General features: G+C 72.1%; 13 protein-coding genes. 11 read left to right on the top strand and 2 right to left on the bottom strand.

Annotated elements, in window-relative coordinates; translation table 11 throughout:
- The first annotated feature begins 129 nt into the window (after positions 1–129).
- Genes AB4Y83_RS11820 through galE form a run of 7 tightly spaced genes read left to right on the top strand, consistent with a single transcriptional unit; the run spans position 130 to position 8,757 of the window.
- Positions 130–1,608 (top strand): cytochrome ubiquinol oxidase subunit I, encoded by a 1,479-nt coding sequence (locus tag AB4Y83_RS11820; protein ID WP_056826086.1) that lies wholly within the window; start codon positions 130–132, stop codon positions 1,606–1,608.
- A 16-nt stretch (positions 1,609–1,624) separates the two neighbouring features.
- Positions 1,625–2,674, top strand: coding sequence for a cytochrome d ubiquinol oxidase subunit II (cydB, locus tag AB4Y83_RS11815; RefSeq protein ID WP_442296991.1), 1,050 nt, complete (start codon positions 1,625–1,627; stop codon positions 2,672–2,674).
- Between the two features lie 53 nt (positions 2,675–2,727).
- Positions 2,728–4,470, top strand: coding sequence for a thiol reductant ABC exporter subunit CydD (gene cydD, locus AB4Y83_RS11810; protein ID WP_442296990.1), 1,743 nt, complete (start codon positions 2,728–2,730; stop codon positions 4,468–4,470).
- Complete coding sequence (cydC, locus tag AB4Y83_RS11805; RefSeq protein ID WP_442296989.1) at positions 4,467–6,335, top strand: thiol reductant ABC exporter subunit CydC; 1,869 nt, start codon at positions 4,467–4,469, stop codon at positions 6,333–6,335. The genes cydD and cydC overlap by 4 nt, the downstream gene beginning before the upstream one ends.
- Before the next feature lie 11 nt (positions 6,336–6,346).
- Positions 6,347–6,760, top strand: coding sequence for a BlaI/MecI/CopY family transcriptional regulator (locus AB4Y83_RS11800; protein ID WP_442274293.1), 414 nt, complete (start codon positions 6,347–6,349; stop codon positions 6,758–6,760).
- A gap of 42 nt (positions 6,761–6,802) precedes the next feature.
- Positions 6,803–7,699 (top strand): M56 family metallopeptidase, encoded by an 897-nt coding sequence (locus tag AB4Y83_RS11795; protein WP_442296988.1) that lies wholly within the window; start codon positions 6,803–6,805, stop codon positions 7,697–7,699.
- Positions 7,700–7,740: 41 nt separating this feature from the next.
- Positions 7,741–8,757 (top strand): UDP-glucose 4-epimerase GalE, encoded by a 1,017-nt coding sequence (gene galE, locus AB4Y83_RS11790; RefSeq protein ID WP_442296987.1) that lies wholly within the window; start codon positions 7,741–7,743, stop codon positions 8,755–8,757.
- Between the two features lie 147 nt (positions 8,758–8,904).
- Here the strand turns inward: galE and AB4Y83_RS11785 are convergent, their stop codons facing one another.
- The gene (locus AB4Y83_RS11785; RefSeq protein ID WP_442296986.1) at positions 8,905–10,248 is read right to left on the bottom strand and encodes an MFS transporter; all 1,344 of its coding nucleotides are present in this window, start codon (positions 10,246–10,248) and stop codon (positions 8,905–8,907) included.
- A gap of 9 nt (positions 10,249–10,257) precedes the next feature.
- Complete coding sequence (locus AB4Y83_RS11780; RefSeq protein ID WP_442296985.1) at positions 10,258–10,686, bottom strand: YybH family protein; 429 nt, start codon at positions 10,684–10,686, stop codon at positions 10,258–10,260.
- Positions 10,687–10,845: 159 nt separating this feature from the next.
- Between AB4Y83_RS11780 and AB4Y83_RS11775 the strand changes: the two genes are divergently transcribed.
- The 4 genes from AB4Y83_RS11775 (at position 10,846) to purB (ending at position 14,532) form a co-directional block, all read left to right on the top strand.
- Positions 10,846–11,391, top strand: coding sequence for a low molecular weight protein-tyrosine-phosphatase (locus AB4Y83_RS11775; protein WP_442274288.1), 546 nt, complete (start codon positions 10,846–10,848; stop codon positions 11,389–11,391).
- A 25-nt stretch (positions 11,392–11,416) separates the two neighbouring features.
- Positions 11,417–12,187 carry a VOC family protein gene (locus AB4Y83_RS11770; protein ID WP_082619625.1) on the top strand — a complete coding sequence of 257 codons (771 nt, stop codon included), beginning with the start codon at positions 11,417–11,419 and terminating at the stop codon, positions 12,185–12,187.
- A gap of 29 nt (positions 12,188–12,216) precedes the next feature.
- On the top strand, positions 12,217–13,011 hold the full coding sequence (locus AB4Y83_RS11765) for a VOC family protein (protein ID WP_442274286.1): 795 nt from the start codon (positions 12,217–12,219) through the stop codon (positions 13,009–13,011).
- A gap of 108 nt (positions 13,012–13,119) precedes the next feature.
- The gene (gene purB, locus AB4Y83_RS11760) at positions 13,120–14,532 is read left to right on the top strand and encodes an adenylosuccinate lyase (RefSeq protein WP_442296984.1); all 1,413 of its coding nucleotides are present in this window, start codon (positions 13,120–13,122) and stop codon (positions 14,530–14,532) included.
- Positions 14,533–14,610: the final 78 nt, after the last annotated feature.

The following is a 14,610-nucleotide window of genomic DNA, read 5'->3' as shown; positions in this document are numbered from 1 at the left end:
GAGTCAATACGCCGAGGTCAGGGTGAGCGGGGTCACGCCCATCCCCCGACAGGCTGGCCGACGTCGGCAATCGCACCCGCTAGCATCTACTACGTCATGTAGTTCTGGTGCGACCCTCGCGGAGCCCCCATGGATGCAACGGACCTGGCACGGTGGCAGTTCGCCATCACCACCGTGTACCACTTCCTCTTCGTGCCGATCACGATCGGCATGTCCCTCATCGTCGCCGTCTTCCACACCGCCTGGGTGCGCACGCACAACCCGCAGTGGATGAGGCTGGCGAAGTTCTTCGGCAAGCTCTTCCTCATCAACTTTGCGCTCGGTCTCGTTACCGGCATCGTGCAGGAGTTCCAGTTCGGGATGAACTGGAGCGACTACTCGCGCTTCGTCGGTGACATCTTCGGCGCGCCGCTCGCCATCGAGGCCCTGCTCGCCTTCTTCCTCGAGTCGACCTTCCTCGGCCTGTGGATCTTCGGCTGGGGGCGCCTGCCCGAGAAGCTGCACGCCACGACGATGTGGCTCGTCCACATCGGCACGGTGCTGTCGGCGTACTTCATCCTCGCCGCCAACTCCTTCATGCAGCACCCGGTCGGCTACACCTACAACGCCGCCAGCGGCCGCGCCGAGCTGACCGACTTCTTCGCGGTGCTGACCAACAAGGTCCAGCTCGTCACCTTCCCGCACGTCATCTTCGCCGCCTACATGGCCGGCGCCGGGGTCGTCATGGGCGTCTCGCTCTGGCTCATGCGCCGTGAGGCCAAGGCGGCCGCCGACGACGCGCAGGACGTGGCCCGCACCGACGCGCCGATGTACCGCACGGCCACGCGCATCGGCGCGGTCCTGACGCTCGTCGCCGCCGTCGGCGTCACCATCACCGGCGACGTGCAGGGCAAGATCATGACCGAGGTGCAACCGATGAAGATGGCCGCCGCCGAGGCGCTCTACGAGTCCGTTCCCGCGGGCGAGGGGGCGCCCTTCTCGGTGCTGACGGTCGGCTCGCTCGACGGGTCGCACGCCAACGCGATCATCGAGATCCCCGGCCTGCTCAGCTTCCTCGCGACCGGCAACTTCCAGGGCGCGGTCCGCGGGATCAACGACCTCAAGGCCGAGTACGCCAAGACCTACGGCGCGAGCGGCAACCCCCGGGTCGCCGACGTCGCCACCGCCTTCGTCCCCAACATCCCGACCACTTACTGGACGTTCCGTCTCATGATCGGTCTCGGGATCGCCACGGCACTCATCGCGATCGCCGTGCTCTGGCTGACGCGCAAGGGGCGCACCCCGACCGCCAGGTGGCTCGCGTATGCCGCCGTGGCCGCTCCGCTCCTTCCCGTCTTCGCCAACAGCTTCGGCTGGATCTTCACCGAGGTCGGCCGCCAGCCCTGGCTCGTCTTCGGCCTCATGACGACGGCCAACGGCGTCTCCCCGAGCGTCTCGATGGGCGAGGTCATCACGTCGATGGTCGTCTTCACGCTCCTCTACGGCGCCCTCGCCGTCGTCGAGATCAAGCTCTTCCTGCACTACGTCCGCAAGGGGGCCGAGCCCTTCGAGGAGCCGCAGGACCCCGCCGACCGGGACGAGGACGCACCCCTCGTCTTCGCCTACTGAGAAGGGCTGAGCTGCAATGGATCTCGCCACCTTCTGGTTCATCGTCCTCGGCGTGCTCTGGACGGGCTACCTCGTCCTCGAGGGCTTCGACTTCGGCGTCGGCATGCTGCTGCCCGTCCTCGGCGGCAAGCGCTACGCGTCCGACGCCGCCGACGCCGAGAAGCGCCGCCGCGTCCTGCTCAACACCATCGGCCCGGTCTGGGACGGCAACGAGGTGTGGGTGCTCACCGCCGGTGGCGCCACCTTCGCGGCGTTCCCGCACTGGTACGCCACGCTGTTCAGCGGCTTCTACCTGCCGCTGCTTCTCATCCTCGTCGCCCTCATCGTGCGCAACCTCGGCTTCGAGTACCGCCACAAGCGGCCCGAGGCCCGGTGGAAGGCCCGCTGGGACCTGGCGATCTTCTGGGGCTCGCTCGTGCCCGCGCTCCTCTGGGGCGTCGCGCTGACCAACATCGTGCGCGGTGTGCCGATCGACGCGAACAAGGAGTTCACCGGCAACCTCTTCACGCTGCTCAACCCGGCCGGCCTCCTCGGCGGGCTCGTCTTCGTGACGCTCTTCCTCACGCACGGCGCGATCTTCGTCGCCCTCAAGACCGACGGGATGATCCGTCACGAGGCACGCCAGGTCGCCGAGCGCGTCGGGGTCGTCGCCGCCGTGCTCGCGGTCGCCCTGCTCCTCTGGCTCGGCCTGACCGACGGCAAGCTCGCCTCGTGGGTCACCACGGTGGTCGCTGCAGTTGCGCTCCTCGGCGCCCTCGCGGCCAACCGCGCGGGTCGTGAGGGGTGGGCCTTCATCGGCACGGCCGTCACCATCGCCATGGCGGTCGCGACGTACTTCCTCGTGCTCTTCCCGAACGTCATGCCGAGCTCGACCAACCCGGACTGGAACCTCACCATCGCCAACGCCTCGAGCACCGACTACACGCTCAAGGTCATGACGATCGTCGCACTGATCTTCACCCCGATCGTGCTGATGTACCAGGGCTGGACGTACTGGGTCTTCCGGAAGCGCCTGACGGTCAAGCACATTCCCGAGGACGCACCGCGCGAGACCGTCTCCCGCTGACCGTCTGAGCCACACGACCCCACCCGTCGACCCGACGAGAGAGCACACACTCCGTGAAGCCCTTCGACCCACGACTCCTCCGGGCGGTCCCTGCCGCCCGGAGGCCCGTCGGCGTCCTCGCCGCGACCGGCATCGCGAGCGGTGTCACGACGATCGCCACGGCCTTCGCGCTGTCGGCGGTCGTCGTCGCGGTCGTCGAGGGGACCGACCTCGCGTCGCCCCTCACCTGGCTGCTCGGGCTCTTCGTCGCGCGGGCCTTCCTCGCTGCGACGACGGAGCGGGTCGCCGCCTGGGCGGGCGTCTCCGTCTCGTCGGCGCTGCGGGCGGCCCTGCTGCGCCGCTGGGGCACCGTCGACGCCGACGCGCGGCTCGAGCCGGGCGCCGCCGTCTCGCTCGCGACCGGGGGCACGGCGGCCGTGGAGCCGTACGCCGCCCGCTTCCTCCCGACGCTCGTGACCGCAGCCGTCGTGCCGGTCCTCGCCATCGCGACGCTTGTCGTCGTCGACTGGCCGAGTGCGCTCGTCGTCGCGCTGACGCTGCCGCTCCTGCCCGTCTTCGCGGCACTCATCGGCAAGGCCACGGCCGAGTCGACGGAACGCCGCTGGGCCGCCCTCGCCTCGCTCTCCGGCCACTTCCTCGACGTCGTCCGCGGCCTGCCGACGCTCGTCACCTACGGCCGGGCCCACCGCCAGGCCATGACCGTGCGCGAGGTCAGCGACCGGCACCGGCGCGCCACGATGGAGACCCTGCGCATCGCGTTCCTGTCGTCCGCGGCCCTCGAGCTGCTCGCGACGATCTCCGTCGCCATCGTCGCCGTCACCGTGGGCCTGCGCCTCTCGCACGGCTCGATGGCGCTCGGCGCGGGACTCGTCGCGATCCTCCTGGCGCCGGAGGCGTACTGGCCGGTGCGTCGGGTCGGGGCGGAGTACCACGCGGCCGCCGACGGAGCCGTCGCCCTCGACGCGATCCTCGGCCAGCTCGACCCCACCCCCGCCGCAGTCGGGTCCCCCTCGACCCCCGCACCGAACGCCGCGTTCGGTGCCGAACTCACTGATAGAACAGCGCGTTCGCGACCGAACGCCGCGTTCGGTGGGGTGGTGCCGGAGTCCGGGCGGGTCGGGGAGGTGCGCCTCGCCGGCCTCACGTACGCGTATGCCGGGTCGCCGGCTCCCGTCGTCCGTGACCTCGACCTCGTGGCGGGTCCAGGCCTCACCGTCGTGACCGGGCCGTCCGGCGTCGGCAAGTCGACGCTGCTCGACCTGCTCGCCGGTCTGCGCCGCCCCGGGGCCGGAACCGTCGAGGCTCCTCCGTCGCACTACGTGACACAGCGGCCGTTCCTCTCGACCGGGTCGGTGCGCCAGGCGCTGACGATCGGCCACCCGGCCACCGACGACCAGCTCTGGGAGGCCCTGCGCGCCGTCGGTGTCGAGGGTGTCGTCGCGGCGCTCCCCGGTGGGCTGTCCGCCGACCTCGGCGACGACGGCTTCGGCCTGTCCGCCGGCCAGCGCCAGCGGCTGGCCCTGGCCCGCGCCTGGCTCGCCCCCGAGACGCTGCTGCTCCTCGACGAGCCGACCGCGCACCTCGACCCCGAGGGCGCCGAGCACGTCGCCGCCCTCGTCGCCGAGCTCGCCGAGCGCCGTGTCGTCGTCGCTGTCACGCACCGCGACGAGCTGCTCGCGCACGCCGACCACCACCTCGTCCTCGCCGCCGCAGACGCCTCCTCGGTCGAGGTGATCCCGGAGGCGACGTCGCTGTCGACATCACCTCGAACCGCGGGAGAGGAGGGCGACCGATGAGCACCGCGTCCTCTCCTGACGCCCGCTTCGAGGTGATCGCGCACCCCACGTCGGTGCCGGCATCACCTCGAACCGCCGGTTCGCGGCGGCGGCGGGTCTGGTGGCCCTCGGCCGGCACCGTGCGCGGCGGCCTGCTCGGCGGCATCGCCACGGCGTCGGGCATGGCCCTGACCGCGACCTCGGGCTGGCTCATCGTCCGGGCGTCACAGCAGCCGGTCATCCTCACCCTCCTCACCGCCATCGTCATGGTGCGCGCCTTCGGCATGGCGCGACCCGTCTTCCGCTACTGGGAGCGCCTGACGAGCCACGACGCCGCGCTCGAGATGCTCGCCGAGCGACGGACCTCCGCCTACGAGGCACTCGTGCCACTCACGCCCGCCCGGCTCGGGCGACGCCGCCGCTCCGACGTGCTGACCGGGGTCGTCGACGACCTCACCGACGTCGTCGACGCGCAGGTGCGGGTCACCGTGCCGGTCATCTCGACAGCCGTCGCGGGCGGCATCGCCATCGCGCTCACCCTCGTGCTGTCCCGACCCGTCGGCCTCGTCATGCTCGGGCTCGGCGTCGCCGTCTGCCTCATCAGCCTGCTCGCGACCCGCCTCGAGTCCCGCTCCCTGCCGGAGCTGCTCGCGGCCCGCGCCGAGGTGACCCGCGTCAGCGAGCTCATGGCGAGCCAGTCGGGCGAGCTGCGTGCCGTCGGCGGCTGGGCGACGGCGCTCGGCTGGCTCGACGAGGCCCACAGCGCCCTCGACCGCGTCACCCGACGCATCAGTGCCGGTCGGGCGGCCGCCGCCTCACTCTTCCTCGTCGCCGTCGGCGCGGCGGTCGCTGCCACGGCGGTCATCGCCCAGGACCTCGCCGTGTCGACGCCGGTCAAGGCACTCCTCGTGCTCACACCCGTCGCCGTCTCCGAGGCGATCACCCCCCTCGTCGACGCCATGCGCGCCCTCGCCCGGGCCCGCGGCAGCGAGCGCCGCATTGACGCCCTGCTCGACCTCGCCCCGGCCGTCGCCGCGGAGCCCCGCCACGCAGCCGCCGAGCCCGGCCCCGCGCTCGACGACACGTCGGGCACCCGGCCCGACCACACGGCATACGCACGCAGTGGCGTCACGACGCGGGCACTCACCGCCTCGTGGACGGGCGAGCGCACCGATCTCGGCCCGACCGACCTCGACGTGCCCGCCGGCAGTCGCATCGCGGTCACCGGACCCAACGGCAGCGGCAAGTCGACCCTGCTGGCCGTGCTCGCTCGCCACCTCGACCCGTCGGGCGGGACCTACCGGCTCGGCGGGACCGACGTGCTCCGCCAGCCCCTCGAGGAGACCCGCGCGCGCATCGCCGTCGTCGACGACGAGACCCACGTCTTCGCCACGAGCCTGCGCAACAACCTGACGCTGGCCCGGCCCGACGCGGGCGACGCCGACGTGGAGCGCGCCCTCCGCGCCGCCGGCCTCACGACCCTCCTCGAGGGTCTGCCCGACGGCCTCGACACGACGCTCGGGTCCACCGGCCGCGGGCTCTCCGGCGGCGAGCGGGCCCGCCTCGGCATCGCCCGGGCGCACGTCAGCGGCCGCCCCGTCGTCCTCCTCGACGAGCCGGTCGCCCACCTCGACCCGCCCACGGCCCGCGCCGTCGTCGAGGACCTGACGCGACTCGGCAGCGCACCGGGTACGACAGGGGTGGCGGGCACGGACGCGCCTGCGCAGACGATCATCATGGTGACCCACCGCGACGACGGGGCCGACCTGTTCGACCGTGTCCTCGAGGTGCGCCGCCCGCCGTCGGGGACGATGTCCCCGACCACCGCAGACCCGGTCCCCCACTCGGGCGACCGCACGCACGAAGCCGACCCACCCCGTCGGTAGATTGGAACGCCATGCCCAGCACACCCCGCAACCGTCTCGGCGACCTCGAGCGTGTCGTCATGGAAGAGCTCTGGACCACCGCGGACGCCCACCCCGAGGGGCGCACCGTCCGTGAGGTCCACGACGCGATCGGTGTCGAGCGCGGGCTCGCCTACACGACGCTCATGACGGTCCTCGACCGGATGGCGAAGAAGGACCTCGTCCACCGCGAGCGCGACGGCCGCGCCTGGCGCTACACCGCCGCGTCGACCCGCGCCGAGCTGACGTCGGAGTCGCTGCACCACACGCTCGGCGAGCTCGCCGGCGACAAGCGACGCACCGCGCTGCTCCACTTCCTCGACGAGTCCACCCCGGAGGAGATCGACGAGCTCAAGGCCGCGCTCGCCGAGCTCGAGGCGCGGCGCCCCGACGGCGCGAGGCGCTGACCGACCGATGACCCACTCTGCGGCCCGCCGCACCACCTGACTGTGCTCGTCGTCGCGTCCCTCGTCGTCCTCGCGGTCCTGCTCGCGTGGCCGGTGCCGCGCGTCCTGGCCCGGGCGACGTCGCTGCGCCGCGCGCCCCGGGCTGCGCTCGTGCTGTGGCAGTCGACCGCCGTCGCCGCCGTGCTCGCCGCGCTGCTCGCGGCGCCCGCGGCGATCCCGCTGCTCGTCGGCCGGCAGGTGCGGCTCTCGGAGCACTGGGTGACGCTTGCCGTGGCCGCCGCGCTCAGCGGGGTCGTCGCCGTGCGGCTGCTCCTCTCGGGCGACCGGGTCGGGCGCAACCTGCGCGCGGCGCGCCGTCGCCACCGCGACCTCGTCGACCTGCTCGGGGTCCCCGGCGAGGGCGCGGACCGGCACATGCGCGTCCTCGAGCACACGACCCCGACGGCCTACTGCGTCCCGGGGGTCCGTCGTCGCGTCGTCCTGACGCAGGGCACCCTCGACCGGCTCGGTCCCGACGAGCTGTCGGCGGTCCTCGCCCATGAGCGCGCCCACCTCGGCGCCCGCCACGACCTCGTCATGGAGTTCTTCACCGTCGTCCACGAGGCCATGCCCGGCTTCCTGCGCTGCGACGACGCCCTGCGCGAGGTGCACCTGCTCATCGAGGTCCTCGCCGACCGCGCCGCCGTCCGTCACGCCGGGGCCGTCAGCACCGGGCGCGCCATCGTCGCCATGGCCGGCGGCCCCAAGCCGGCCGGCGCCATGGCGATGGCCGACAGCACGCGCGTGGCCACCGCACGCATCGGGCTGCTCGATGCCGAGCGGATCGCCGGCCTGCCGATCCCCGCCGTCGCGGTGATGATGTATGCCGTGTCGGCCGTTCTCATCGCGACGCCGCTCGCGCTCTACCTCGGCGCGATCGCCGAGCTCACGCTCGTCTGAGGGCCTGCCGACGCCCGGGGGCGCCTCGATAGGGTGGCGCCATGCGCGTACTCGTCAGCGGCGGAGCCGGCTACATCGGCTCGCACACGGTGGTCCAGCTCGTCGCGGCGGGGCACGAGGTGCTCATCGTCGACAACTTCGGCAACAGCAAGCCGACGGTCGTCAACCGTCTCGAGGCCCTGACCGGCACCCACCTCGACGTGCGGTCGTTCGACCTGCGCGACCACGACAAGACCGAGCACCTCTTCGCCAACGAGAAGATCGACGCGGTCATCCACTTCGCCGGGCTCAAGGCCGTCGGCGAGAGCGTCGAGCTGCCGCTCGAGTACTACGAGAACAACCTCGTCTCGACCTTCTCGCTCGTGCGCGCGATGCGTCGCCACGGCGTGACGAAGCTCGTCTTCAGCAGCTCGGCCACGGTCTACGGCCACAACAGCCCGCCGCTCACCGAGGAGATGTCGACCGCGGCAACCAACCCCTACGGCTGGACCAAGGTGATGATCGAGCAGATCCTGCGCGACGTCGCCGCGGCCGACCCGTCGCTGCGGATCGCCCTGTTGCGCTACTTCAACCCGGTCGGCGCGCACGCGAGCGGCACCATCGGCGAGGACCCGCAGGGCATCCCCAACAACCTCATGCCGTTCATCGCCCAGGTCGCGGTCGGCCGACGCGAGAAGCTGCTCGTCTTCGGTGACGACTACCCGACCCCCGACGGCACGCCGCTGCGCGACTACATCCACGTCGAGGACCTCGCCGCCGGCCACCTCGCGGCGCTGGCCAAGCTGGGCCAGGTCGACGACCCGGTCTCGACGTGGAACCTCGGCACGGGTCACGGCACGAGCGTCCTCGAGGTGCTGCACGCCTTCGAGCAGGCGGTCGGCCACGAGCTGCCCTACGAGGTCGTCGGCCGCCGTGCCGGTGACCTGCCCGAGTCGYTCGCCGACCCGTCCCGCGCCCACGCCGAGCTCGGCTGGCGCGCGGAGCGGACCATCGAGGACATGTGCGTCGACCAGTGGCGCTGGCAGAGCGCCAACCCCACCGGCTACCCCGACGCCTGACCCCTGCCCAGCCCCCCACTCGAGTGAGCGCCCAACCACAGTCGAGTGAGTAGGCCGTCACACCGGTCCCACGATCGTGTGACGGAGCGCTCACTCGAGTGGGACGGAGCGCTCACTCGAGTGCGGGGTGGGGTGGGGTGGGGTGGGTCAGGGTTGGGGGTCGAGGGCGTCGTAGTGGCGGAAGGACGACACCCGCGCGACGGAGGCGACGACGAGCACGACGACGAGGACACCGCCGACGACGGACGGCACCCACGTCGCCGTCAGGGTCGCGAGCGTCCCGGCGAACATCTGCCCGAGGCGCGGTCCGCCCGTGACGACGACCGTGAAGACGCCCTGGGTGCGACCGCGCAGGTAGTCCGGAACGGCAGCCTGGAGGATCGACTGGCGGAAGATGGCGCTGATGTTGTCGGACCCGCCGGCCACGGCGAGGCAGAGGGCCGCGAGCGCGAGCGCCCACCGGTTGGCGTCGCCGAAGTCCATCGACTGCACCGCGTGCCCGCCGAGCTCGGTGACGGCGATGACGACGCCGAACCCGAGGATGGCGAGGCCGTAGGAGACGATCGCGTTGCGGATCGCGAGGCCCTGCCAGCGCAGGCCCGTCACGCGCCCGGACCCGAGGCTCGAGAGGATCCCGCCGACGGCGAACGACGCGAGCAGGATGCCGGCCGTGACCGACCCGCCCCCGATGACGATCGCGCCGACGGCGGGGAAGAGCACCATCGGCTGGCCGAACGTCATCGCGATGATGTCGACGATGAAGCTCATCCGGACGTTGGGCGCGCGCCGCAGGTGCGCGAGCCCGTCGACGACCGAACGGAAGCCACCGGTGGTCGGCCGCTCCCCCTCGGGCCGGATGCGCGGCAGGGTCCACAGCCCGAAGAAGCCGGCGAAGAAGAGGATGACGTCGACGGTGTAGGTCCACGCGTAGCCGGCCCGCGCGACGAGCACGCCGGCGATGCCCGGGCCGACCGTCACCATGATCCCCGCGGAGATGCCGAGCAGCGCTGCGGCCTTGGGCAGCTGCTCCTTGGGCAGCAGTCGCGGCGTGATCGCCTGTCGCGTGGCCGAGGCGATCGTCGCGGCGACGGCGTTGACCGTGGTGATGACGTAGAACATCCAGACCTGCTCGGCCCCGAGCCAGACGATCGTCGCGAGGACCACGGTCGAGGCCCACGCCACCGTCGAGGCGGACAGGGCCACCGCGCGCCGGTCGAAGCGGTCGGCGATGGCACCGCCGTAGAGCCCGGCGAGGATCATCGGCAGCAGGGAGAACCACGCGACGAGCGAGACCATGAAGGTCGAGCGCGTCAGGTCGTAGATGTGCAGGCCGACCGCGGTGTTGGTGACGAACGTGCCGATGCCGGCGAGCGTGTTACCGAACCAGAGCCGGGCGAAGGGCGGGCTGACCCGCAGCGGCGTCAGGTCGACGAAGTGCGACCGACGAGCGGCCGGGGCGGGCGCCTCAGAGCCTGGGGGTGCATCGGTCACAGAGTGAAACTACGCCACCGCCAGGTCGCCCGACGGCGCGGGGAGGCAGGCCTCGACGTCGCGCAGTCGCGAGCCGTCGCGCACCCACACCCAGCGTCCGTCGACGGTGCGGCGGGCCACCTGGGTGCGCACCGTGCCGTCGGGCGTGGTCGACGTCGTCATCGCGAGCCCGCCGGTCACGACGGCGCGGGCCGACACCGCCTGCGCCGGCTCACCGACCGGACCGAGGACGCCCGCAGCCAATGCGGCAGCGAACGCCGAGCGGATGGCGGTGGAGCCCGCCGCCTCGCGACCGCGCGGAAGGCTCACGACGGCGTCGGCGGCATACAACTCCACGATGCCGTCGAGGTCGCCGGCGGCGACGCAGGCGGCGAAGCAGGACTCGAGGGCCTCGGGGGCACTGGCCCCCACGCCGGACGGGTGCGCGGTCGTCGTCATGGTCACACCGTCCCACCAGCCACCGACAGCCCCACTGGCCACACAGCCAACCCCAGAACCGGCCACGCGAAGGCCTCCGCCACCCGCTCGGCGACACCGTGACGAGGTGTGACCGCGCTTCGGGCCTCGGGGCCCGATCCGCGGTGTTCAATGGGCACCATGTCGTCTCGCCCACTCCACGTCACCTTCGTGTGCAGCGGCAACATCTGCAGGTCTCCCATGGGTCACGTGATCCTCCAGCGCCTCGTCGACGACGCCGGCATCGCCGAGGACGTCCGGGTCAGCTCGAGCGGCACCGGCGACTGGCACGTCGGCGAGCACGCCGACCCGCGCACCGTCGAGGTCCTCGCCGAGCACGGCTACGACGGCTCACGGCACCGGGCCCGAGAGTTCGACCCCGACGAGTTCGACGACCTCGACCTCGTCCTCGCCTCGGACGAGGGACACGTGCGCACGTTGCAGCGGCTCGCCCGTACCCCGCACAACCGCAGCAAGATCCGGCTCGTGCGCGAGTTCGACCCGGAGGCCGTCGCCGCCGGCACCCTCGAGACCGGGGACCCCTGGTACGGCGGTCCCGAGCACTTCGCCCGGTGTTTCGCAGAGGTGGAGGCGGCCTGTCATGGCATCCTTCACCACGTCAGGGACCAGCTGGACGGCCGGCTGGCCGGACGCGCACACTCCCAGCGCGACACGGAGCAGCCCTGACCCGATGCGAGACCTGAATCTGACTGTGCCCGACTATCCCTATGGTTCCCCGTGCTGGGTCGACCTGCTCGTCAGCGACGTCCCCCGCGCCCAGACGTTCTACAGCGAGCTCTTCGGCTGGCGCTGGCTGGCCGGCGACCCCGCGACCGGCGGCTACACGATGGCGCTCCTCGACGGCCACCCCGTCGCCGGCATCAGCCGCAAGCCCGAAACGGCGGCGATCCCCAGCCAGTGGACGACCTACCTCCGCGTCGGCGACATCGACGTCGCGGCGCGAGCCATCCACGCCTACGGCGGACGCACCCTCGGACGGCCCGTCTCCATCGGCGCCCTGTCCCGCACCCTCATCGCCGTCGACCCCGGCGGCTCGTACTTCGGCGTCTGGGAGCCCGGTGACCTGCCGGGCAGCGGCATCCTCGACGAGCCCGGGTCGCTCACGTGGAACGAGCTGCTCACCCGCGACTACGAGATGGTGCAGAACTTTCAGTTCGGCGTCTTCGGCCACGAGTTCACCGACGAGACCGAAGCCGGCGGCCCACGCTGGGCGACGGCGCACACCGGCGACGGCAACCCGGCCTACGGCCTCGCGGAGATCGACGGCGAGTGGCCGGCCGAGATCCCGCCGCACTGGGTGGCGTCCTTCGCGACGCGCAACGTCGTGCCGGGCCTGGCGCGTGCGCTCGACCTCGGCGCGACGCTGCTCCAGGGCCCGTTCGACGGGCCCTACGGTATGGGTGCGGTGCTGAGCGGCCCTGAGGGAGAAGTGTTCTCGCTCCTCGTCCCCGACCTCGACTGATCACGACACCAACACACCAGGAGCCACCCGTGCCCGTCCACGAGGAGTCCTTCGCACCCGGAACGCCGTGCTGGGCCGACGTCATGGTCGACGACCTCGACCGTGCCCGCGACTTCTACGGCAGCCTCTTCGGCTGGACCTTCGAAGACCTCCCGCCCGAGGCCGGCGGCTACGTCATGGCCCGCAAGGACGGCCACGTCGTCGCGGGCGCCATGGCCAAGAACCCGGACGACCCGGGCCAGGTCAGCGCGTGGACGGTCTACCTCGCGACCGACGACGTCGACGCCGCGGCGGAGCGCGCCCGGGCGGCGGGCGGCGTCTTCTTCCTCGGGCCGATGGACGTCCTGCAGGTGGGTCGCCTCGCCGTCGGCGCCGACCCGGCCGGGGCCGCCTACGGCCTGTGGCAGGCCAAGGAGCACACGGGCACCGACCTCGTCGACGAGCCCGGGTCCCTCTGCTGGGCCGAGTCGATGAGCCGCAGCTACGAGGCGAGCAAGGCCTTCTACTCCGACGTCTTCGGCTACCGCCTGCAGGAGATCGGCGAGGGCGGCTTCCGGTACTCCGTCGCAACGCTTGACGGCGACAAGCCCGTCGGCGGCATCGGCGCCATCCCGGACGCGGCACCGGCCGACGTGCCGTCGCACTGGATGGCCTACTTCGCGGTCGCCGACGCCGACGCGGCGGCCGACCGGCTCACGGCCCTCGGCGGCACCGTCATGCAACCGCCCTTCGACACCCCCTACGGCCGGATGGCGCTCGTCGCGGGCCCCCAGGGCGAGACGTTCTCCGTCATGCAGCTCCCCGAGCAGCGCACCACCGACTGAGGTCCCCGCGGACCGAGGGCGTATGCCGCTGGGCCCGGACCGCGCGGCACCCACCGACCGCGCCGGACGGCATACGAACCACTCCCCGCGCTCTGGGAGGATGGCGGCATGGCTTCGCTCGCTGACGCAACCCCGCCCATCGCGCTCGGGGCGCTCGACGGTCGCTACCGCGGCGCCGTCGCGCCCCTCGTCGACCACCTGTCGGAGGCGGCGCTCAACCGGCAGCGCGTGCACGTCGAGATCGAGTGGCTCATCCACCAGACGAGCCACGGCGTCGTGCCGGGCGTGCGGCAGCTCACCGACGACGAGATCGCTGCGCTGCGAGCCGTCGTCGACGACTTCGGCACCGACGAGGTCGCCGAGCTCGGCGAGATCGAGCGGGTCACCGTCCACGACGTCAAGGCCGTCGAGTACTTCCTCAAGAAGCGCCTCACGGCGATCGCCCCGGCCGACGAGGACAAGGGTCTCGCCGAGCTGATCCACTTCGGCTGCACGAGCGAGGACATCAACAACCTCTCCTACGCCCTCATGGTCAAGGGCGCCGTCGAGCAGGTGTGGCTGCCCCGGGCGCAGGCCCTCGTCGCGCAGGTCTCCGACCTGGCGCGCGAGCTCAAGGACGTGCCGCTGCTCGCCCACACCCACGGCCAGCCCGCGACCCCGACGACGATGGGCAAGGAGCTCGCCGTCCTCGCGCACCGCCTCGGCCGGCAGCTGCGCCGCATCGAGGGGCAGGAGTACCTCGGCAAGTTCAACGGCGCGACCGGCACGTTCGGTGCGCACGCGCTCGCGCTGCCCGACGTCGACTGGCCCGCGGTGTCGCGCGCCTTCGTCGAGGGACTGGGCCTCACGTGGAACCCGCTGACGACGCAGATCGAGAGCCACGACTGGCAGGCCGAGCTCTACGCCGACGTCGCGCGCTTCAACCGCATCCTGCACAACCTCTGTACCGACGTGTGGACCTACATCTCGATGGGCTACTTCGCGCAGGTGCGCGGCCAGGGCACGGTCGGCAGCTCGACGATGCCGCACAAGGTCAACCCGATCCGCTTCGAGAACGCCGAGGCCAACCTCGAGGTGAGCAACGCCCTGCTCGACGTGCTCGGCGGCACGCTCGTGCAGAGCCGCCTCCAGCGCGACCTCACCGACTCGAGCATGCAGCGCAACATCGGCACGGCCTTCGGTCACTCGATGCTCGCGCTCGACAACGTCGGCCGCGGCCTCGCCGGTCTCGACGCCGTGCCGGAGCGCATGGCAGCCGACCTCGAGGCCAACTGGGAGGTGCTCGGCGAGCCCATCCAGTCGGCGATGAGGGCCCTTGGCGCACAGGGGGTTCCGGGCATGGAGGAGCCCTACGAGCGGCTCAAGGAGCTGACCCGCGGCCGCCGCATCGACGGTGACGACCTCCGCGAGTTCGTCCGCGGGCTGAGGCTGCCCGCCGACGTCGAGGCCCGCTTCGTGGCCCTGACGCCGCAGACCTACACGGCCCTCGCGAGCCGGCTCGTCGACGACTACCTCGCCTGACGGCATACGCCCGCGGGCCCGCACGACACAGCAAGTCCCGCTCCGGCCGGCTGTCCCCGCGTGCGACGGCGCCGGGGC

Origin of the sequence: Terrabacter sp. RAF57 (assembly GCF_052113925.1) — a bacterium.
Taxonomy (GTDB): domain Bacteria; phylum Actinomycetota; class Actinomycetes; order Actinomycetales; family Dermatophilaceae; genus Terrabacter.
Note: the sequence above shows the minus strand (reverse complement) of the source record. Positions and strands in the feature narration are given on the sequence as shown.

What these genes read in the sequence shown, in the direction of transcription:
- AB4Y83_RS11820 (WP_056826086.1), top strand. Translation starts at nt 130, where the DNA reads ATGGATGCAACGGACCTGGCACGGTGGCAGTTCGCCATCACCACCGTG.
- cydB (WP_442296991.1), top strand. Translation starts at nt 1,625, where the DNA reads ATGGATCTCGCCACCTTCTGGTTCATCGTCCTCGGCGTGCTCTGGACG.
- cydC (WP_442296989.1), top strand. Translation starts at nt 4,467, where the DNA reads ATGAGCACCGCGTCCTCTCCTGACGCCCGCTTCGAGGTGATCGCGCAC.
- AB4Y83_RS11800 (WP_442274293.1), top strand. Translation starts at nt 6,347, where the DNA reads ATGCCCAGCACACCCCGCAACCGTCTCGGCGACCTCGAGCGTGTCGTC.
- AB4Y83_RS11780 (WP_442296985.1), bottom strand. Translation starts at nt 10,686, where the DNA reads ATGACGACGACCGCGCACCCGTCCGGCGTGGGGGCCAGTGCCCCCGAG.
- AB4Y83_RS11775 (WP_442274288.1), top strand. Translation starts at nt 10,846, where the DNA reads ATGTCGTCTCGCCCACTCCACGTCACCTTCGTGTGCAGCGGCAACATC.
- purB (WP_442296984.1), top strand. Translation starts at nt 13,120, where the DNA reads ATGGCTTCGCTCGCTGACGCAACCCCGCCCATCGCGCTCGGGGCGCTC.